This is a genomic window from Sporosarcina sp. QA0331, from assembly GCF_055808055.1.
In genome coordinates this window covers 3641797-3661006 of record NZ_CM147850.1, presented here as the reverse complement: position 1 = coordinate 3661006, position 19210 = coordinate 3641797, and the positions used below count along the sequence as shown (strand labels likewise).

Here is a 19210-nt window from a genome sequence, read left to right as displayed (position 1 = left end):
GCCGATAAGATGAAATTACACGATATGAAGCCAGCTGAAGGCGCACGTAAAGCACGTAAACGCATTGGTCGTGGAATCGGTTCCGGTACAGGTAAAACTTCCGGTAAAGGTCACAAAGGTCAAAACGCTCGTTCCGGCGGCGGTGTTCGTCTTGGATTCGAAGGTGGTCAAATTCCACTATTCCAACGACTTCCGAAGCGTGGATTTACGAACATTAATCGTAAAGAATATGCGATCGTGAACTTGGACGTACTTAACCGTTTTGACGAAGGTACTGAAGTTACGCCTGAATTGCTAATTGAAACTGGAATCGTGAGCAATGAAAAATCAGGAATTAAGATTCTTGGAAATGGGACTCTTGAGAAAAAGATTACTGTCAAAGCTCATAAATTCTCTGCTTCTGCTAAAGAAGCTATCGAGAAAGCGGGCGGGCAAGCAGAGGTGATTTAATGTTTCAGACAATCTCCAACTTTATGCGCGTTAGAGATATTAGGTCTAAAATCATTTTCACACTATTAGTGCTCATCGTATTTAGACTCGGCACATTCGTCCCAGTCCCTAACGTTGACGCGACGGCTTTGCAACAATCAAACAACCAATTCATTGGATTTCTAAACATATTCGGCGGTGGCGCGTTAGCGCAGTTCTCCATTTTTGCAATGGGAATCATGCCTTACATCACCGCTTCCATCATCGTGCAATTATTGCAGATGGATGTCGTTCCGAAATTCACTGAATGGGCGAAGCAAGGGGACGTCGGAAGACGAAAGCTTGCTCAATTCACAAGATATTTCACAGTCGTCCTCGCCTTCATTCAAGCGATCGCCATGTCATTCGGTTTCAACCAAATGTTCGGCGGTACGCTCATAGTCGGCGAAGGAATTTCCACTTACGTGATGATTGCGATTGTCTTGACTGCCGGTACATCATTCCTGCTTTGGCTTGGTGAGCAGATCACCGCAAAAGGAGTCGGTAATGGTATTTCCATTATCATCTTCGCGGGTATCGTCGCAGCTATTCCAAACGCAGTGAACCAACTGTATGCAACACAAATTCAAGATGCGGGAGATGCTTTGTTCATTCGCCTTGCTATGATGGCATTGTTGTTGATCGTCATTATCGCGATCATCGTCGGAGTTGTTTACGTACAAGAAGCGCTCCGTAAAATTCCAATTCAGTATGCAAAACGTATGACAGGTCGTCAACAGACTACGGCCGGACAACAAACGCACTTACCATTGAAATTGAATGCTGCAGGGGTAATCCCGGTAATCTTTGCTGTGGCATTTTTCATTACACCCCAGCAAATCGCTACATTTTTCGGCGAGAACAGCGTAACGAAGTTCATTACTCGAACGTTCGATTACAATGAACCGGTCGGAATGATTCTTTATGTAGCTTTAATCCTTGCTTTCACATATTTCTACGCATTCATTCAAGTGAATCCGGAAAATATGGCAGACAATCTGAAAAAGCAAGGCGCGTATATCCCAGGCATCCGTCCGGGGCAAAACACGCAAAAATATTTAACAAGCACTTTGTATAGACTGACTTTCGTTGGCTCGATCTTCCTTGCCGTCGTAGCGGTCATGCCGATTTTCTTCATCAATTTGGCGAACCTTCCACAGTCCGCTCAAATTGGAGGAACGAGCTTGCTTATCGTCGTCGGGGTTGCCCTTGAAACGATGAAACAGCTTGAATCACAACTTGTGAAAAGGCACTACAAAGGGTTCATGAAATAATATTCTTAATAGGTATACCCCTTGGTTAACTCCTGTTTTGAATAATGATGGAGGGCAAGACGTATGAATATCGTATTAATGGGTCTGCCAGGTGCCGGAAAAGGTACGCAAGCAGATAAAATTGTCGAAAAGTACGAAATCCCTCATATTTCTACAGGCGATATGTTCCGTGCTGCAATTCAGGAAGGCACGGAACTTGGAGTCAAAGCAAAATCGTTCATGGATCAAGGTGCTCTTGTTCCTGATGAAGTGACAATTGGCATCGTTCGTGAACGACTAAGCAAATCCGATTGTGATAATGGATTCCTACTCGATGGGTTTCCACGCACAGTTCCTCAAGCAGAAGCATTGGATGCATTGCTTTCGGATATGGGCCGGAAAATTGAGCACGTGCTCAACATCAAAGTAGAAAAAGATGAACTTATCGCAAGATTGACCGGTCGCAGAATTTGTAAAGTATGCGGCACATCCTACCATTTGCAATTCAACCCGCCAAAGGTTGAAGGCAAATGCGATAAGGATGGCGGGGAACTTTATCAGCGAGCGGATGACAATCCGGAAACTGTCACGAACCGTCTGGAAGTAAATATGAATCAAACAGCACCACTATTGGCGTTTTATAACGACAAGGGCGTGCTGAAGAACATAGATGGACAAAAAGACATCAATGATGTTTTCAAAGACCTGGACGCTATCTTACAAGAGAGTGGCCAGTGATCCTTTCCGGACGCAATTCATGCACGCCATATTGTGGGCAGCATCGCACTGTTGCACGGAAAGAGCGTATGATTAACGAGCTGCAAAAGCATATGGTGCCCGGTATAGGAACTGGTGATAATCCATTGGCGGCACTGTTTTGGGACGTCGTAAATGCAAATGCCTGCCGAGGTGGGTATAATGTAAAGGATGTCCGAAACTCTGTGGCAAGGATGGAACGCACCAACGGCAATCCTGTCGTTAGTGTCTTTTCCGATGCGATTTTCCACAACAAAAGTCGGGGACTGACTAACGGGAAACGAAGTGTGACAGACGTCTTTCGAACATCACTCATGCAATCCGGACATATGTTGAAGGAAGCTTTGAAGGCGACTGTTGCCGCTCGATGGTTAAGACCTTTATTGGATATAGAAGGGAGACAGGATTGATGGCGAAGGACGACGTAATTGAAGTTGAAGGTACCGTAGTCGAAACGTTGCCGAACGCAATGTTCAAGGTGGAATTGGAAAATGGTCATACGATTCTTGCACATGTTTCAGGCAAGATCCGTATGCACTTTATCCGTATCCTGCCTGGCGACAAAGTGACGATGGAACTCTCACCTTATGATTTGACACGCGGTCGTATCACATACCGTTTCAAATGAAACTTTTGCAACTCCGGAATATTGAAGGAGGTTGGGTAAGATGAAAGTAAGACCATCTGTAAAACCGATCTGCGAAAAATGTAAAGTTATTCGCAGACGCGGCCGAGTAATGGTAATCTGTGAAAATCCAAAACATAAACAAAGACAAGGCTAATACAAAGGGAGGTGCACAATCTATATGGCACGTATTGCTGGTGTAGACGTACCGCGCGATAAGCGCGTTGTCATTTCATTGACATACATTTTCGGAATTGGTAAAACAACTGCACAAAAGATCCTTGCTGGTGCTGGCGTTTCTGAAGAAACTCGCGTTCGCGATCTTACTGATGCAGAACTTGATAAAATCCGTGAGCAAATCGACGGTTTGAAAGTTGAAGGGGACCTTCGTCGTGAAACTTCCCTCAACATCAAACGTTTGATGGAAATCGGAAGCTTCCGTGGAATCCGTCACCGTCGTGGACTACCTGTTCGTGGACAAAACACGAAAAACAATGCACGTACACGTAAAGGTCCTAAACGGACAGTAGCTAACAAGAAGAAATAATAGGTAAAGGAGGTTTTCGTACATGGCACGTAAACAACAAACTCGTAAGCGTCGTGTGAAAAAGAATATTGAAACTGGTATTGCACATATCCGTTCGACGTTCAACAATACAATCGTAACAATCACTGATAGTCACGGTAATGCACTTTCATGGTCAAGTGCTGGTGCACTAGGATTCAGAGGTTCTCGTAAATCGACTCCGTTTGCTGCACAAATGGCTGCTGAAACAGCTGCTAAAACTGCTATGGAGCATGGCCTGAAATCTTTGGAAGTTACTGTTAAAGGACCAGGTGCTGGTCGTGAAGCTGCAATCCGTTCACTACAAGCAGCAGGTCTAGAAGTAACTGCAATCAGAGACGTAACACCGGTTCCACATAACGGATGCCGCCCACCGAAACGTCGTCGTGTATAATGGTTTGTTCTCCATTTGATTGAAAAGCACAATTTTTGGTAAAACTAAATTGTGTGATTGCATTTTGATTTCTTTTGATAATCGATTTCAATATGGAACGGCCTATATACTAGACGTTTTGAAGGAGGGTAAATGAATGATCGAGATTGAAAAACCGAAGATTGAAACAGTTATGATCAGCGAAGATTCCAAGTTCGGTAAGTTTATTATTGAACCATTGGAGCGTGGATACGGAAACACTTTAGGGAATTCCTTGCGCCGCGTGCTTCTTTCCTCATTGCCAGGAGCTGCCGTGACATCTATCCAGATCGACGGAGTTCTTCATGAATTCTCTACAATTGAAGGTGTCGTTGAAGACGTTGCAACAATTATTTTGAACGTGAAGAAACTTGCTCTCAAAATCTACTCAGATGATGAGAAAGTGATTGAAATAGATGTAAAAGGCGAGGGGACGGTCACTGCTGCTGATATCACTCATGACAGTGATGTCGAAGTGCTGAATCCGGATCTTCAAATCGCTACTCTAGGCAAGAATGGTCATCTGCGTATGCGCATGTATGCTGTTCGTGGCCGAGGGTATGCACCTTCCGATCAAAACAAACGTGAGGATCTTGCGATTGGTGTTATTCCGATCGACTCTATTTACACTCCAGTTTCACGCGTCAATTTTCAAGTCGAGAATACTCGTGTAGGTCAAAGCACCAACTTTGATAAGTTGACGTTTGACATTTGGACAGATGGCAGCATCGGTCCGAAAGAAGCTGTTTCGCTCGGAGCAAAAATCCTGACGGAGCATCTGAATATTTTTGTCGGTATGACTGACGAAGCACAAACTGCTGAAATTATGGTGGAAAAAGAAGAAGACCAGAAAGAGAAAGTACTTGAGATGACTATCGAAGAACTTGATCTATCTGTTCGTTCTTATAACTGCCTGAAACGCGCAGGCATCAATACCGTTCTTGAACTTGCTAATAAGTCTGAGGATGAAATGATGAAAGTGCGCAACCTTGGCCGTAAATCGCTTGAAGAAGTAAAGGCGAAATTGGATGAGTTGAACCTCGGGTTACGCTCGGAAGATTAATCAACTAGATTGAAGGAGGGAAACTTCTATGGGTTACAGAAAACTTGGACGTACAAGTTCACAACGTAAAGCAATGCTTCGCGACTTGGCGACAGACCTAATCGTGCATGAGCGCATCCAAACAACAGAAGCGCGTGCGAAAGAATTACGTTCAGTCGTTGAAAAGATGATCACGCTTGGTAAACGCGGTGACTTACATGCACGTCGTCAAGCAGCACAATTCATTCGTCGTGAGCTAGTAACAACTGCGGATGAGGAAGGCAATGAAAAAGAGATTTTTGCACTTCAAAAATTGTTTGATAACGTGGCACCACGCTACGCTGACCGCCAAGGCGGATACACTCGTATTATGAAAATGGGACCTCGTCGTGGAGACGGAGCACCTGTTGTAGTAATCGAATTAGTTTAATTACTAAATATAAACAACCAAGGGTGTGTCTGGCATACGCACAGCCACGCCCTTTTCTTATCTAAATGATTTATACGACAAATATTAAAAGCTGAGTGTTATGATCGACGGTTTAGCCGATCGGTCTAGCTCTACGCATCTCATCCGCTGATCTGGATTGAGCACCCAGCATCAGAATAGAATGGAGCGCATTTCTTCGGATGAGGTGCGCGCTTTTTTTATTTATATCGAGAAAAAATTGTAGAATTCAGTTGTTTCATACATAATCAGAAAAACCCGGAGGTGAAAGTTGTGAAGGAAATTTTGTCATTGGATCATGTGTCCTATTCCTATGAGTCGGAAGAAGGCGAAATACGCAGAGCAGTGGATGATGTCAGTTTCACTGTCAGGGACGGAGAATGGATTGCCATTGTAGGTCATAACGGATCGGGCAAATCGACGTTGGCCAAGCTGATGATTGGTCTTTTATTTCCGGAGGAGGGCAAAGTGAAAGTCTTTCTCGAGGAGTTGAACGCAGATAACCTTTGGGAAATTCGCTCGGACATCGGTATCGTCTTTCAAAATCCGGACAATCAATTCGTTGGTTCGACTGTACAGGACGATGTTGCATTCGCTTTGGAAAACAACGGCATCCCTTTTGAGGAGATGGTGCCACGTGTACACGAGTCACTTGCACAAGTGAAGATGGAAGGATTTCTGGATCATGAGCCTCATCATCTATCTGGCGGACAAAAACAGCGTGTGGCAATTGCAGGAGCACTTGCCATGCGTCCCAAGCTGCTCATTTTGGACGAGGCGACTTCCATGTTGGATCCGCAAGGACGCGATGAAGTGATCCAAGTAGTCGATGAGCTGAAGCGGGCGGCGGGACTCACGGTTATTTCCATTACACATGATTTAGAGGAAGTGCTCCTAGCGGACAAAGTCCTTGTGATGAATAATGGGAAGCTGATGATGACCGGCAATCCGGAGGAAATTTTTGCGCATGGGGACGAGCTGGAGGCGATCGGACTGGATCTGCCTTTTGCGGCGAGATTGTCGCGGGCTCTTCGCCAGGAAGGTGTCGCAATACAAGGGGAACATATGACGGAAGAAGAGTTGGTGAATGAATTATGGACATCTCACTTCAACAAGTAGGCTATTCATACGCAAAAGGCACGCCTTTTGAAAAACGGGCCCTCTATGAGGTGAATGCTTCAATTAAATCTGGATCATATACGGCGGTCATCGGACATACCGGGTCTGGCAAATCTACGCTGCTCCTTCATTTGAACGGCCTTCTAAAGCCGACTGAAGGTTCAGTGGGTATCGGAGAGATCAACATTACTTCCGATACGAAGGCGAAAGAGCTAAAAAAAATCCGAAAGCATGTCGGCATCGTCTTTCAATTTCCCGAGCACCAGCTCTTCGAGGAGACCGTTGAGAAGGATATTATGTTCGGACCTTTAAACTTCGGGATTCCCGAAGAGGAGGCTAGACGGCGAGCCCATGAATTGATCAAGCTTTTAGGCTTGCCAGAAGACGTCGCACAGAAGTCGCCGTTCGATCTATCTGGCGGACAGATGCGACGTGTCGCGATAGCTGGCGTTCTCGCATTCAAACCGTCCGTCCTTATATTGGATGAACCGACGGCCGGGCTCGATCCACGTGGTCGTAAAGAAATTATGGAGCTTTTCAACAAGTTGCATAAAGAGGAAGGTTTGACGACGATACTCGTCACGCATAGCATGGAAGATGCAGCGAGATATGCGGATCAAATCCTTGTCATGCATGAGGGGCGCTCTGTAATGTCCGGAACGGCTGAAGAAGTATTCGAGGATGCAGAGCAACTAAAGTCATTCAGGCTTGGCCTGCCGCGTTCTGTGGCGTTTCAGCGGGATGTGGAGAAACTGTTTGGCAAGCAGTTTGGGAAGCTTGCACTTACTGAAGAGCAGCTTGCTAGCATCATAGCCGACGCTTTGCAGGAAGAAGGTGAGCAATAAATGCTTGAGAAGATGATCTTTGGTCGATACGTGCCGGGCGATTCATTTGTCCATCGACTTGATCCGAGGTCGAAGCTGTTGTTCGTCTTCATGTTTATTATCGCGGTGTTTTTAGCGAATAATACGGTCACTTACGCTTTACTGCTGGCTTTTACATTGCTTGTCATATTCATTGCAAGGATTCGTCTTTATTTCTTGTTCAATGGACTAAAACCGATTCTCTTCCTCATCGTTTTCACTTTGCTTATGCACTTCATTTTCACGAAGGAAGGCGCGCTGCTAATCGACTGGAAATTCATTAAGATTTATGAAGAGGGGGTCAGGCAGGGGATTTATATTTCCATTCGGTTCCTCGTACTTGTCCTCATGACGACTATATTGACATTGACGACGTCTCCCATTTCTATCACGGATGGAATGGAGACGCTGTTAAATCCGTTGAAGCGCATTAAATTGCCGGTCCATGAACTTGCTTTAATGATGTCGATTTCACTTCGCTTTATTCCGACATTGATGGATGAAACGGATAAGATATTGAAAGCGCAGCTCTCCCGTGGCTCCGATTTAACGAGCGGCACTATTAAGGAAAGGATACAGGCAGTTGTACCGTTGCTTGTCCCCCTTTTCGTCAGCGCATTTAAACGGGCTGAGGATCTTGCTATTGCGATGGAAGTGAGAGGCTATCGCGGTGGTGAGGGAAGGACGAGGTACCGCCAGTTAAGTTGGCAATGGCGTGATACATTGATCATCATCCTATTCCTCGTATTAGTCGCTGCTCTTATTTGGCTGAGAGGGGGGAACTGATATGAAACGAGTCAAGGCAACCGTCGCTTACGACGGTACAGACTATGCAGGATACCAGTTCCAGCCGAATATACGGACAGTGCAATCCGTCATCGATAAAGCCCTTGTGAAGCTTCACAAAGATCAGTCCATCTACTCTGTCGCGAGCGGTAGGACAGATGCAGGTGTGCATGCTTTTGGACAGGTGATCCATTTCGATACGCCATTGGATCTTCCGCCTGACCGGTGGCGGATGGCGCTGAATGTTTTATTGCCTAAGGATGTAAGAATTATGAATGTGGAGTTTGTGGATGAAGAATTTCATGCACGCTATTCCGCAACAGGAAAGACTTATATGTACAAATGGTCGTCGAGCGAAATCCAAAGCCCTTTCGAACGGAATTATGCCGTGCATTTAGGGAAGTGGAAGCCTGATATCGAGCGGATGCGCGAGGCTGCCCAGTATTTCATCGGCACGCATGATTTCACAAGCTTCTGTTCATCGAAAACGGCGACTGCAAATAAAGTGCGGACCGTACGGGAACTAACGCTTGTCGAGCAAGGCGAAGAGCTGATCATGACGATTGAGGGCGATGGTTTCCTGTACAATATGGTGCGGACAATTGCAGGTATGCTTTTTGCGGTCGGCATAGGTTGGAACGAGCCGGTGAATATGAAGGAAATGATCGAAGCAAAAGACCGGAAAAAGGTCGGGAAAACAGCGCCAGCACACGGTTTGTACTTGATGAATGTGACATACGATGACTGAGTCAACTTTTCCAGGTGTTTTCTAAGAAAACGCTTGACTTATGATCACTTTCAATATAAGATGATAAATGGTATTTCAATAACCCCACAATAAGCCCCGGAAAGTTTATTTGTGTTTAGGGATAGAGAAAACAACGGAACAGATTGATAATTTTAGGAGGAAACAATACATGCGTACAACATTCATGGCTAAAGGTCACGAAGTAGAGCGTAAATGGCTCGTTGTCGACGCTGAAGGACAGACGCTTGGTCGTCTAGCTTCTGAAGTTGCAGCAATTTTGCGCGGCAAAAATAAACCTACGTTCACACCACACGTTGACACTGGCGATCACGTCATCATCATCAACGCTGAGAAAATCCAATTGTCTGGGAATAAATTAAAAGATAAAATCTACTATCGCCACACAGGCTATACAGGTAATATCAAACAACGTACAGCTCTTGAAATGCGTACAAACTACCCAACTAAAATGTTGGAACTTGCGATTAAAGGGATGCTTCCAAAAGGTCCTCTAGGTCGTCAAACAATCAAGAAACTTCATGTCTATGCTGGACCGGAACATCCACATACGGCACAAAAACCAGAAGCATACGAGCTTCGCGGATAATTAAGAGGAGGAAACACTTTTGGCACAAGTACAATATATCGGCACTGGCCGTCGTAAAAGCTCAGTAGCTCGTGTACGTCTCGTACCTGGCGAAGGTAAAATTGTCGTCAACAACCGTGACGTAGAAGACTACGTACCATTCGAAACACTTCGTGAAGTGATCAAGCAACCACTTGTAGCTACTCAAACACTTGGCAGCTATGACATCCATGTAAACGTCCACGGTGGCGGTTACACTGGTCAAGCAGGCGCAATCCGCCACGGCGTAGCTCGTGCTCTACTTACTGTAGACCCTGACTTCCGCGGCACATTGAAAGCTGCAGGATTGCTTACTCGTGACTCCCGCATGAAAGAACGTAAAAAATACGGTCTTAAAGGCGCGCGTCGTGCACCTCAGTTCTCAAAACGTTAATCAATTCCTTATTGCATCAACGTTTACAAAGGTTTTTTGGTTCGAGTTGGCGCAAATCAGCTTGTACCTCATAAAGAACTCAACAGATTTAAAGCATCGGCATCTTGCTGGTGCTTTTTTTCTGGCATTAATTCAAGATAATTAATTTGTGTGGTTTATATATTTATGTGTCCTAAACGTTTCGATACATAGCAATATCTATATCTTGGGCAAATAAAAACGATGCATGAGTGTCTTTTAAACCGTGAAACGTTGTTTTCTTAATATCTAATTTCTTCAATACTCCGCTAATTGATCAGACTGTTTAAAACCGCCAAAGCTGAAAATATAATCATTCTCTTTAACAGAAATTTTACGAATGAGTTCGTATACTTCTCTGTTAATAGAAACATCACGTTTTGCATTTTGTGTCTTTAACGAAGTGTCATCAGAAGTAGGAATGATTGAATGTCTAACTTTCATCCGTATTCATAAAGACTCTCTGGGCGTATTGCTAGCAATTCTCCACGTCGCATCCCCGTTTCTAATGCAAGCATACAGGCAAGTTAGATTCGTCTTCTGGATGCTGTAAAACGTAATTACAAAGCTTTTTAAAATCAGTGATAGATAATGCTTTAGTACGTTTAGGTGGATTCTCTCCACGTGCTTTTAATAAACGAGCAAAATCATTTGCAATATAGCCACGAGCATATGCATCAAGTAAAGATGTTTTTATTTTAAGAAGATGTACTTATCGTTTAATAAATGAAGGCTTTGGCAGTAATGTTATTAAAGTTAACGTATCTTATAGAAAAGTAATTTTATTCAACAAGATTCTCAAAGCTTGTTCAACTATCGGTGAAGTTTAGTGGAACAAGGGACTATTTGGTGAAGTTACAGGAAAGACCAATTTCTCGATTTTAATACTGAGGAATTGGTCTTTTCATATTGAGTTTTTTTATGTTAAAAATCCTTATTTTCCTGCGGTTTAATTTGGCTTAATTCCAACAAAATATTTAATCCTTCTTTTAATTGCTCAAATGACGCATAGGCATAGGAAAGACGAATATGATGTAAATCTCTTGTTTCATAAATATAACCTGGGTTAATCAAAACATTTTGATTAAGTAAATTTAGAAATAACGCCTTAGTTACAATAGGTTCATGAAACCTGAGCCATATATAAAAACCACCCTCAGACTTTTTCCACGTAGCAATATTTTGGAATTGTTGTTCCAATATTTCTTCTACAAACGTAGCTCTTTTTAGCAATTGTTCACGGAGTTTAATTACATGCTTTTCATATAGACCAGTTGATATCCAATGTGCGACGATTCCTTGAGAAAAGGCACTTGAACCATAATCCGTTTGCATTTTAATATCAGCTAGTCGCCTAATAACAGGTGAAGGTGCTACAACCCAACCAATTCTTAATCCAGGACTTAGCGTTTTGGATACACTGCCAATATAAAGGACTTGACCCGATGTATCAAACGCCTTTATAGCAGGTGGAGAAGCTTCAAATAACAATTCGTGGTACACATCATCTTCAATAATTGGAATTTGAAGTTCTTTACAAACACTGTAAAAGTTTTTTCTTTCTTCTACTGACCAGTTTTTTCCTGTTGGATTGTGTAATGTTGGTACACAGTAAAATAAAGATTGTCTTTTTCGTTTAAGTGTCCGTAAGTTATCTGCTAAATGTATATCTCGCAAAACTGAAATCATTCGCATTCCAGAAGATTGAAAGGGATGGACAGAATTTAAATACGAAGGTTGTTCTTGAAAGACGATAGAACCTTCTTCTAATAATCCAATTGCAATTAATTGAAGTGCTTGCAGAGCACCTGAAACAATTAAAATGTTCTCTGGATCCGTTTGAATACCTCTTTTTTTTAAATAATTACACAAGATTCCCCGAAGTTTTTTACTTCCTTGTGGTGATGAATAGCCAATTTCTTTTGAATCAAAGGATATCGCCTTCAATGACTGTTCAATTTGCTTTGTTGGTAGTAATTCTGGTGATAATTCACCTGTTCCAAGACGGATAATATGATCCATTTGCTCGTATTCATTGATGAGTTGAATCGTATGGTAGTTTGGTTTATGAATACTTGATTTAATGTGTTGCTGCCAATTCGGTTGAGCTCGGTTCAAAAGTACATTCCACGAATTATTAGCTACAAATACCCCTGACCCCATTTTTGATTCGAGAAAACCATCTGCCTTTAATTCATCTATTGCAAGCTGCACGGTGCTTCGATTTATATTAAACTCCATTGCGAGTTGGCGTTGTGTTGGAATCCTTGTGCCAACAGACCAATCACCTCGTTCAATACGAGATTTTATCCAATCTACAATTTGCTCTTGAATGGTCAAATGAGAATGACGATTTGGTTTCCACTGCATATAATACCCCCTTAAGAAAATTGGATGGATATAAAAACATCCAATTGGTTGTTTTCCTTTAGTTTTATCATAGTACGATAGTATTTGAAAGGGAGTTGACTATATGGAAGCCATTCTTCATGGAATAATCTTAGCATTCGGGCTCATTTTACCTTTAGGAGTACAGAATGTATTTATATTTTCACAGGGGGCCACACAGCCAAAACTAATTCGAGCACTTCCAGCGACTATTACAGCTGCACTGTGCGATACATTTTTAATCCTTTTAGCTATCTTCGGGCTATCTGTAATCGTCTTACAATTCGAATGGCTACGGGTTAGCCTAATGATTGTGGGGATTTTATTTTTACTTTACATGGGCTATGCTATTTGGCGTTCTGAACCAACAACTAAAACGAATAAAGCACTACCAACCCGTCAACAGATCATCTTCGCTTTATCAGTTTCTTTATTAAATCCTCATGCCATTTTAGATATAGTCGGTGTTATTGGGACAAGTGCACTAAAATATGTAGGAACAGAACAAGTCTTATTTACAATTGCATGTATTATAGTATCTTGGTTTTGGTTCTTTGGGCTAATGTTGGCGGGCTCAATTATGAAGAAATTAGACGGTACAGGGGGGGTAATGAGTATATTCAACAAATGCTCCGCCCTATTTATCTGGGGAACAGCCATTTATCTTTTTATAGGATTAATGTAACGTACCATATATGATGTTTTTGGCATGTTGAGCTAAATAAGCAGTTAAATTTAATACATTATTGAAGTTAATGTAATAGCTTGGGTAAGAGTAAGATATAAAGGAATAATTAATATTGTATTCAACTAACATCTATCATTGGTTCATGTTGGTTCAAGTCAAATGATTTTCCATACCTATTTATACTTTCTTATCCAATTATAACTTTGTCGGTTATTGATATAAAAGGATTTTTAAGGAGTGGGTATCCTTAGAATTAGAGAGTATATTTCTCAAAACGTTAATCTACGATTATGTACAGCCCTTTCCCGATTATGTCGGGGAAGGGTTTTTTGTTCTGTAAAATATGAATTAAGTAATACGGCATTGAGGTTTAAAGAATTTTCTATACCTTGAAAGCGTAAACACGAAGAATGAGTTGTCTAAATAAAATAACATTCGTCTTACCATTGACTGTATAAAAGTTTCTATGTTATAAATGTAAAGTGAAAAAACAGCTTCACAAACTGCGCAATAATTTCATTTAAATAATAAATGTATATGCTTGGGAATATGGCCCAAGCGTTTCTACCTGGTAACCGTAAACTACCGGACTACATGAAAAACTAACTGGAAACATTACTTTTCCATTATTTTTCGTGAATCGGCAAGCCGGGTAGAATCTATCCGGTTTTTTTGCATTTCATCCAGAAAAGGAATTGCCGGAAGAAGCATATGAATAGCTTTCCGCTAACAACGGGAGACTAATCGATATTGATTCAAACAATATTTATTGTGGAGGATGGGACAGCATGACAAAGAAACCTATTTATTTCAACCACGACGGTGGAGTTGACGATCTTGTATCATTATTCCTTTTGCTTCAAATGGATAATGTTGAATTGACAGGTGTATCGGTCATACCAGCCGATTGTTATTTAGAGCCGGCTGTATATGCAAGCCGGAAAATCATCGATCGCTTTGGAGAAGGCGTCAGCCTTGATGTAGCCGAATCAAATTCGCGAGGAAAGAATCCTTTCCCGAAAGACTGGAGAATGCATGCATTTCTTGTAGATGCACTGCCAATTTTAAATGAATCCGGGAAAGTTGTTACTCCAGTAGCAGAAAAGCCGGCACATCTTCATATGATCGATGCGATTCGAAATACTTCTGAGAAGACAACTTTATTATTCACAGGACCACTTACTGATCTAGCTCGTGCATTGGACGAGGCGCCGGATATTGAAGAGAAAATCGAAAGACTCGTTTGGATGGGCGGTACTTTCCGTGAGGATGGAAATGTTCATGAGCCTGAGCACGATGGAACAGCGGAATGGAATGTGTTTTGGGATCCGGAAGCGGCGGCTCGCGTTTGGGAAACAAATATAGAAATTGATTTAGTCGCGCTTGAAAGTACAAACCAAGTACCTTTGACGTTGGACGTTCGTGACCGCTGGGCGAAGGAGCGCAGCTATATCGGGGTTGATTTTCTTGGTCAATGTTATGCGATGGTGCCACCGCTCGTACATTTTAAAACAAATTCCACGTACTATTTATGGGACGTGTTAACGACTGCCTTTATCGGCAAAACAGATCTTGTTGAAGTAAAAACAGTCAATAGTTATGTCATTCCTGATGGACCGAGTCAGGGCCGCACAGTAGAAACACCCGATGGGCGCCCGGTCAACGTAGTATATGATGTGAATCGGGACGCATTCTTCGATTATATTACGGAATTGGCGAAGCAAGTGAGCGGAGAAAACTCCAAGTAATCATAAAAAATCCATTCAATTTTAAAATGACGGGAGAGTTACTATGCAATACATCTGGGGAATTTGCGGCATCATCGGTATTTTAGCAATTGCATGGGCCTTATCGACAGCACGTAAATCCATTAATCTGAGAACTGTTTTGGGCGCTTTAGCGATTCAACTCGTTTTTGGTTTTGCCGTATTGAAATGGGAATTCGGAAGAAAAGCATTAGAATATATTTCAGGAATTGTCCAGAAGATTATTGATTCATCCAATGAAGGGATTCAATTTTTGTTTGGAGGCGTATTGGGTGCGGAAGGCGCAGGCTTCACCTTTGCGTTTCAAGTTTTGCCGATTATTATTTTCTTTGCTTCCTTAATATCGGTCCTTTATTATTTAGGCATTATGCAGTTTGCGACGAAAATCGTTGGTGGTCTTTTAGCAAAAGCTCTTAAGACAAGTGAGACTGAATCAATGTCAGCTGCTGCCAATATCTTTCTTGGCCCGACAGAAGCTCCGTTAGTCGTAAAACCTTACATCGAAAAAATGACTAAATCAGAATTATTTGCAGTAATGGTAGGAGGGATGGCCTGCGTATCGGGCGCTGTTTTAGGCGGGTACGCTATGCTTGGCGTTCCTATAGAATATTTGTTAGCTGCAGCTTTTATGGGGGCGCCGGGCGGATTGTTATTCGCGAAAATCATCGTCCCTCAAACTGAAAAATTGAACACAGCTGAAAAAGTTCAAATGGTGAAAGACACGGAATCGAGAAACGTAATCGACGCGGCATCTCGCGGAGCGATGGATGGATTGAAAATAGCTGTTGGCGTAGGTGCAATGTTAATTGCGTTTATCTCTCTCATCTATTTGATCAATCTCATTACTGGAGCAATTGGCGGGATCTTCGGATTTGAATCGCTGACACTTGAACAAATCTTAGGATATCTATTCTCCCCACTCGCTTTCCTCATTGGAATTCCGTGGGATGAAGCATTACAAGCAGGTTCATTTATTGGACAAAAATTTGTGTTGAATGAATTTGTCGCGTACACTTCCTTTGCTCCTGAAATAGCCAATCTATCACCGAAAGCCGTCGTTATGATCAGTTTTGCGTTATGCGGCTTTGCCAATCTCTCAGCGTTGGCTATGCTAATCGGTGGTTTAGGAGGAATGGCTCCTTCGAGAAGAAATGATATTGCTGAAATGGGATTGCGCGCAATCGTTGGAGGAACGCTCGCCAATCTGATGAGTGCCGCCATTGCGGGGATGTTAATATAATAAGATTTTTACTACAGTTAAGACCTTTTCCAACTTCATGGAAAGGGTCTTTTTATGTTTGAAATTAATTATATGAATTTCGACGTTTTCAGAAAAAGATGAAAAAGTGATTGACAATGGTAATGAGAACCATTATCATCTTTAATGAGATTGAAAATCATTATCAATTAGATAGGAGAGATAATAAAACATGGCTGTAAAGGGGAAGAGTTTGAAAAAGTATTATGCGATTTTACTTGCCGCTGTGCTTGCCTTGTTGACTGCGTGTACTTCGAATTCGACGGAGGATGCTAGTAAAGAAGAAACGGATAAAGAACTAAATGAGAATAAGACGGTGGCACATGAGCCAGTTGAGGAAAAAGACGAAGGGTTGACTTTAGAAAATGATGGCGTTGACGAGGAGAAGTTCAAAGAAGCGCTAAGCCAATTTTCAAAAGAAGTTCCTGAACGGATCATAACTACTTCGGTTCCAATAACAGAGATGCTGCATCTTCTTGACATAACGCCAGTAGGGGTGCCGACGTCTACGAACCCTATTCCGAAAGACTTCGAGTCAATCGACAAAATCGGTTCTCCAATGGCGCCAGATCTTGAGGTCGTCACAAACTTAAAACCAGATTTGATCCTTGGAGCTGAATCACTTCGCAGTACATTGGAGAAAAACCTGGAAGGCATGAATATGCCAACAGCTTACTTACGCACTGATTCATTTGATGATTTAAAACGGAGCTTTAAAGTATTAGGAACGTATTTCGATAAGACAGATAAGATGAATGAAAAAATGCAAAAGATATTGGATAAGGAAAATGAACTAACGAAGTTGGCGGACGGTAAAGAATTGCCGACAGTTATGCTTATGATTGGAACGTCTGATTCATTTATGGTGATGAATGAAAAATCATATCTTGGGAGCTTAGTACAGCGCCTAGGTGCTGATAATATTGCCACATCTGTATTGAAAGCAACGGAGACGTATTCTGCCATGAATATGGAGGAAGTTGTCGTTGCAGATCCAGATATTATTCTTGTTCTTGCCTCAGGGGATCATGGTGCCTCTGAAGAAATGTTCCAAAAAGAAGTGGAAAGCAATGACACATGGACAAAGCTATCTGCGTATCAAAACGATAAAATTCATATTTTGGATTATGACATCTTTGGTGTAACGTCCATAAGTAATGTGGAGCAAGCGTTAACAGAGATTGCTAGTTACTTCTTTGAATAAATGAGGATTTTGGAATGACGAGAAAAGTAAATAGTGGAACAATAATCATCATTACGTTTGCCCTTACAATTGTCATGGCTATTGTTGCCATTGGATTAGGTAGTGTCAGAATTCCTATTCCTGATATTTTACAAACAATTTTTGGAACGACATCAGAGAATGTACATAATACAATCATCTTTGATATTCGAATGCCGCGTGTGCTGCTTGCGATGATCATCGGCGCAAATATAGCGATTTCCGGAGCTCTGTTGCAAGCGGTCATGGGAAACCCCCTTGCTGATCCCGGCTTGACCGGTGTAACGAGCGGGGCGGCTGTATGTGTACTTGTTATTATGCTGGCATTGCCGGAGTACACGAATTTCATTCCGATTGCAGCGTTTATCGGCGGGCTTCTCGCGGCATTAATCGTATACTCACTTGCTTGGAAACGAAATGGGATATCACCAATTACGATTATTTTATCCGGGGTCGCTGTAAATGCATTAGCGGGTGGTGCAATGGGTTATTTATCAATTATGTATAGTGATCGGTTGCCGGCTGCCGTTCAATGGATGAATGGAAGTTTGGCTGCAAAAGGAAACAACTCCTTATACATGATTCTGCCCTATGCCATTGTCGGTTGGATTGCGTCTATCTTTGCGATTCGAAAAGCAAATATCATTCGAATGGGCGACCAAGTTGCTTCAAACCTTGGAGAAAAGGTGAACCGCATACGAATTTTGCTGTCATTGATAGCGGTATTCTTAGCCGCCATTTCCGTTGCGACAATCGGCATGATCGGATTTGTAGGGTTGATTGTACCGCATATGGCGCGATTTTTAGTCGGGTCGAATTATAAGTATTTATTGCCGATGAGCATGGCTCTCGGTGCACTCGTTTTACTCGTAGCAGATACGGGTGGACGAACATTATTTGCACCGATGGATATCCCAGCGGGCATTTTGATGGCTGTCATCGGCGGCCCTTATTTTCTATATTTAATGAGAAGGAGAGGCTTTTAAATGTTTACGGTTGACTCCATATCGGTTCGGTATGATCAAAAGACGACAATTCAAGACTTCTCGTTCTCTGTAAAAAAAGGCGAGGTATTGTCCATCATCGGTCCGAACGGCTCGGGCAAATCGACGCTGTTAAAAGCAATTTCAGGCTTCACGCCGTATTACAAAGGCACTGTCATGCTTGAAGGAACAAATATTAAATCGATGAAATCCAAACAAATTGCACAGAAAATGTGTATGCTAAGCCAAAAAAATCAGGCGCCGAATGATATGAGTGTGAAGGATCTTGTATCGTACGGAAGGTTTCCGCATAAACGGTGGTTTGAAAGATTGAATGATGAAGATATGGAAATTATTGATTGGGCACTTAGCAAAACGTATTTAACGGAATATCAGGATCGCCCTGTCTCTTCACTGTCCGGTGGTGAATCACAACGGGCATGGATTGCTATGGCATTGGCTCAAAGCCCGAAAATATTACTTCTCGACGAGCCGACTACGTATTTGGATATTGCCCACCAGCATGAAGTGCTAGAGCTCGTCAGGGAGCTGAATAGTGAAATGGGTATGACAGTTCTAATGGTGCTCCATGACCTCAATCAGGCTTCGCAATATAGTGACCGGATCGTCGTCGTGCAGTCAGGTGAAAAAGCAATGCAGGGCACGCCGAAAGAAGTGATGACACAAGAAATGATTCGAAGCGTGTATTGCATGGACTGTGAGATACAGTATAGACCAACGGAAAGAAAGCCACGCATTCATTTATTAAAAAAAGTATAGTGA

At 42.4% G+C, this 19210-nt stretch carries 23 protein-coding genes and 1 riboswitch; of the genes, 22 read left to right on the top strand and 1 reads right to left on the bottom strand.

All coding sequences use genetic code 11. The features are described 5' to 3' along the window. The first annotated feature begins 9 nt into the window (after positions 1-9). From rplO to rpsI, 16 genes are all read left to right on the top strand, one after another. A complete protein-coding gene (gene rplO, locus AC0L13_RS18615; RefSeq protein ID WP_060203448.1) occupies positions 10-450 on the top strand; it encodes a 50S ribosomal protein L15 in 441 nt (146 codons plus the stop codon). Beyond that, positions 450-1742 (top strand): preprotein translocase subunit SecY, encoded by a 1293-nt coding sequence (gene secY, locus AC0L13_RS18610; protein WP_473642249.1) that lies wholly within the window; start codon positions 450-452, stop codon positions 1740-1742. Before rplO ends, secY begins: the two co-directional genes overlap by 1 nt. Before the next feature lie 63 nt (positions 1743-1805). Further along, complete coding sequence (locus AC0L13_RS18605) at positions 1806-2459, top strand: adenylate kinase (RefSeq protein ID WP_473642248.1); 654 nt, start codon at positions 1806-1808, stop codon at positions 2457-2459. Between the two features lie 68 nt (positions 2460-2527). Beyond that, a complete protein-coding gene (locus tag AC0L13_RS18600; RefSeq protein ID WP_473642247.1) occupies positions 2528-2887 on the top strand; it encodes a hypothetical protein in 360 nt (119 codons plus the stop codon). After that, positions 2887-3105, top strand: coding sequence for a translation initiation factor IF-1 (gene infA / locus AC0L13_RS18595; protein ID WP_060203457.1), 219 nt, complete (start codon positions 2887-2889; stop codon positions 3103-3105). The genes AC0L13_RS18600 and infA overlap by 1 nt, the downstream gene beginning before the upstream one ends. A 40-nt stretch (positions 3106-3145) precedes the next feature. Then, complete coding sequence (gene rpmJ / locus AC0L13_RS18590) at positions 3146-3259, top strand: 50S ribosomal protein L36 (RefSeq protein WP_076758849.1); 114 nt, start codon at positions 3146-3148, stop codon at positions 3257-3259. Positions 3260-3283: 24 nt separating this feature from the next. Continuing rightward, positions 3284-3649: a 30S ribosomal protein S13 gene (gene rpsM / locus AC0L13_RS18585; protein WP_473642246.1), complete on the top strand. Its 366-nt coding sequence runs from the start codon at positions 3284-3286 to the stop codon at positions 3647-3649. Positions 3650-3671: 22 nt separating this feature from the next. Further along, positions 3672-4061 carry a 30S ribosomal protein S11 gene (gene rpsK / locus AC0L13_RS18580; protein ID WP_009499031.1) on the top strand — a complete coding sequence of 130 codons (390 nt, stop codon included), beginning with the start codon at positions 3672-3674 and terminating at the stop codon, positions 4059-4061. A 136-nt stretch (positions 4062-4197) separates the two neighbouring features. Then, entirely contained in the window at positions 4198-5142 is a 945-nt protein-coding gene (locus AC0L13_RS18575) for a DNA-directed RNA polymerase subunit alpha (protein ID WP_251627903.1), read from the top strand. Positions 5143-5170: 28 nt separating this feature from the next. Continuing rightward, a complete protein-coding gene (gene rplQ / locus AC0L13_RS18570) occupies positions 5171-5551 on the top strand; it encodes a 50S ribosomal protein L17 (protein WP_060203464.1) in 381 nt (126 codons plus the stop codon). A gap of 291 nt (positions 5552-5842) precedes the next feature. Then, positions 5843-6688, top strand: a complete 846-nt coding sequence (locus tag AC0L13_RS18565; protein ID WP_473642245.1) for an energy-coupling factor ABC transporter ATP-binding protein — start codon at positions 5843-5845, stop codon at positions 6686-6688. Next, entirely contained in the window at positions 6664-7533 is an 870-nt protein-coding gene (locus AC0L13_RS18560) for an energy-coupling factor ABC transporter ATP-binding protein (protein WP_473642244.1), read from the top strand. Before AC0L13_RS18565 ends, AC0L13_RS18560 begins: the two co-directional genes overlap by 25 nt. Continuing rightward, complete coding sequence (locus AC0L13_RS18555; RefSeq protein WP_473642243.1) at positions 7534-8337, top strand: energy-coupling factor transporter transmembrane component T family protein; 804 nt, start codon at positions 7534-7536, stop codon at positions 8335-8337. 1 nt (position 8338) lies between these two features. Beyond that, positions 8339-9085, top strand: a complete 747-nt coding sequence (truA, locus tag AC0L13_RS18550) for a tRNA pseudouridine(38-40) synthase TruA (protein ID WP_473642242.1) — start codon at positions 8339-8341, stop codon at positions 9083-9085. 169 nt (positions 9086-9254) lie between these two features. Further along, positions 9255-9692 carry a 50S ribosomal protein L13 gene (gene rplM, locus AC0L13_RS18545; RefSeq protein ID WP_440499005.1) on the top strand — a complete coding sequence of 146 codons (438 nt, stop codon included), beginning with the start codon at positions 9255-9257 and terminating at the stop codon, positions 9690-9692. Positions 9693-9711: 19 nt separating this feature from the next. After that, complete coding sequence (rpsI, locus tag AC0L13_RS18540) at positions 9712-10104, top strand: 30S ribosomal protein S9 (RefSeq protein WP_147057408.1); 393 nt, start codon at positions 9712-9714, stop codon at positions 10102-10104. Positions 10105-11046: 942 nt separating this feature from the next. Here the strand turns inward: rpsI and AC0L13_RS18535 are convergent. Then, entirely contained in the window at positions 11047-12492 is a 1446-nt protein-coding gene (locus AC0L13_RS18535; protein WP_473642241.1) for an aminotransferase-like domain-containing protein, read from the bottom strand. Positions 12493-12595: 103 nt separating this feature from the next. On the opposite strand from AC0L13_RS18535, the gene AC0L13_RS18530 reads away from it, so the two are divergent. From AC0L13_RS18530 to AC0L13_RS18505, 6 genes are all read left to right on the top strand, one after another. Continuing rightward, positions 12596-13195 (top strand): LysE/ArgO family amino acid transporter, encoded by a 600-nt coding sequence (locus AC0L13_RS18530; protein WP_473642240.1) that lies wholly within the window; start codon positions 12596-12598, stop codon positions 13193-13195. Positions 13196-13709: 514 nt separating this feature from the next. Then, positions 13710-13811: riboswitch (purine riboswitch) on the top strand. Positions 13812-13986: 175 nt separating this feature from the next. Continuing rightward, positions 13987-14946: a nucleoside hydrolase gene (locus AC0L13_RS18525; protein ID WP_473642239.1), complete on the top strand. Its 960-nt coding sequence runs from the start codon at positions 13987-13989 to the stop codon at positions 14944-14946. A 43-nt stretch (positions 14947-14989) separates the two neighbouring features. After that, a complete protein-coding gene (locus tag AC0L13_RS18520; protein ID WP_473642238.1) occupies positions 14990-16204 on the top strand; it encodes a NupC/NupG family nucleoside CNT transporter in 1215 nt (404 codons plus the stop codon). Positions 16205-16415: 211 nt separating this feature from the next. After that, positions 16416-17426, top strand: a complete 1011-nt coding sequence (locus AC0L13_RS18515) for an ABC transporter substrate-binding protein (protein WP_473642236.1) — start codon at positions 16416-16418, stop codon at positions 17424-17426. Positions 17427-17440: 14 nt separating this feature from the next. Beyond that, on the top strand, positions 17441-18430 hold the full coding sequence (locus tag AC0L13_RS18510; protein ID WP_473642234.1) for a FecCD family ABC transporter permease: 990 nt from the start codon (positions 17441-17443) through the stop codon (positions 18428-18430). Beyond that, positions 18431-19207, top strand: coding sequence for an ABC transporter ATP-binding protein (locus AC0L13_RS18505; RefSeq protein ID WP_473642231.1), 777 nt, complete (start codon positions 18431-18433; stop codon positions 19205-19207). It abuts the gene before it with no gap. The last annotated feature ends 3 nt before the right edge of the window (positions 19208-19210 follow it).

Excerpts from the sequence above, each read along its gene's own strand:
- rplM (WP_440499005.1), top strand. The coding sequence starts at position 9,255 with ATGCGTACAACATTCATGGCTAAAGGTCACGAAGTAGAGCGTAAATGG.
- rplO (WP_060203448.1), top strand. The coding sequence starts at position 10 with ATGAAATTACACGATATGAAGCCAGCTGAAGGCGCACGTAAAGCACGT.
- AC0L13_RS18520 (WP_473642238.1), top strand. The coding sequence starts at position 14,990 with ATGCAATACATCTGGGGAATTTGCGGCATCATCGGTATTTTAGCAATT.
- AC0L13_RS18575 (WP_251627903.1), top strand. The coding sequence starts at position 4,198 with ATGATCGAGATTGAAAAACCGAAGATTGAAACAGTTATGATCAGCGAA.
- AC0L13_RS18555 (WP_473642243.1), top strand. The coding sequence starts at position 7,534 with ATGCTTGAGAAGATGATCTTTGGTCGATACGTGCCGGGCGATTCATTT.
- AC0L13_RS18505 (WP_473642231.1), top strand. The coding sequence starts at position 18,431 with ATGTTTACGGTTGACTCCATATCGGTTCGGTATGATCAAAAGACGACA.
- rpmJ (WP_076758849.1), top strand. The coding sequence starts at position 3,146 with ATGAAAGTAAGACCATCTGTAAAACCGATCTGCGAAAAATGTAAAGTT.
- rpsK (WP_009499031.1), top strand. The coding sequence starts at position 3,672 with ATGGCACGTAAACAACAAACTCGTAAGCGTCGTGTGAAAAAGAATATT.
- AC0L13_RS18600 (WP_473642247.1), top strand. The coding sequence starts at position 2,528 with ATGATTAACGAGCTGCAAAAGCATATGGTGCCCGGTATAGGAACTGGT.
- truA (WP_473642242.1), top strand. The coding sequence starts at position 8,339 with ATGAAACGAGTCAAGGCAACCGTCGCTTACGACGGTACAGACTATGCA.
- secY (WP_473642249.1), top strand. The coding sequence starts at position 450 with ATGTTTCAGACAATCTCCAACTTTATGCGCGTTAGAGATATTAGGTCT.
- AC0L13_RS18560 (WP_473642244.1), top strand. The coding sequence starts at position 6,664 with ATGGACATCTCACTTCAACAAGTAGGCTATTCATACGCAAAAGGCACG.
- rpsM (WP_473642246.1), top strand. The coding sequence starts at position 3,284 with ATGGCACGTATTGCTGGTGTAGACGTACCGCGCGATAAGCGCGTTGTC.
- AC0L13_RS18605 (WP_473642248.1), top strand. The coding sequence starts at position 1,806 with ATGAATATCGTATTAATGGGTCTGCCAGGTGCCGGAAAAGGTACGCAA.
- AC0L13_RS18530 (WP_473642240.1), top strand. The coding sequence starts at position 12,596 with ATGGAAGCCATTCTTCATGGAATAATCTTAGCATTCGGGCTCATTTTA.
- AC0L13_RS18535 (WP_473642241.1), bottom strand. The coding sequence starts at position 12,492 with ATGCAGTGGAAACCAAATCGTCATTCTCATTTGACCATTCAAGAGCAA.
- AC0L13_RS18525 (WP_473642239.1), top strand. The coding sequence starts at position 13,987 with ATGACAAAGAAACCTATTTATTTCAACCACGACGGTGGAGTTGACGAT.
- AC0L13_RS18510 (WP_473642234.1), top strand. The coding sequence starts at position 17,441 with ATGACGAGAAAAGTAAATAGTGGAACAATAATCATCATTACGTTTGCC.
- infA (WP_060203457.1), top strand. The coding sequence starts at position 2,887 with ATGGCGAAGGACGACGTAATTGAAGTTGAAGGTACCGTAGTCGAAACG.
- rplQ (WP_060203464.1), top strand. The coding sequence starts at position 5,171 with ATGGGTTACAGAAAACTTGGACGTACAAGTTCACAACGTAAAGCAATG.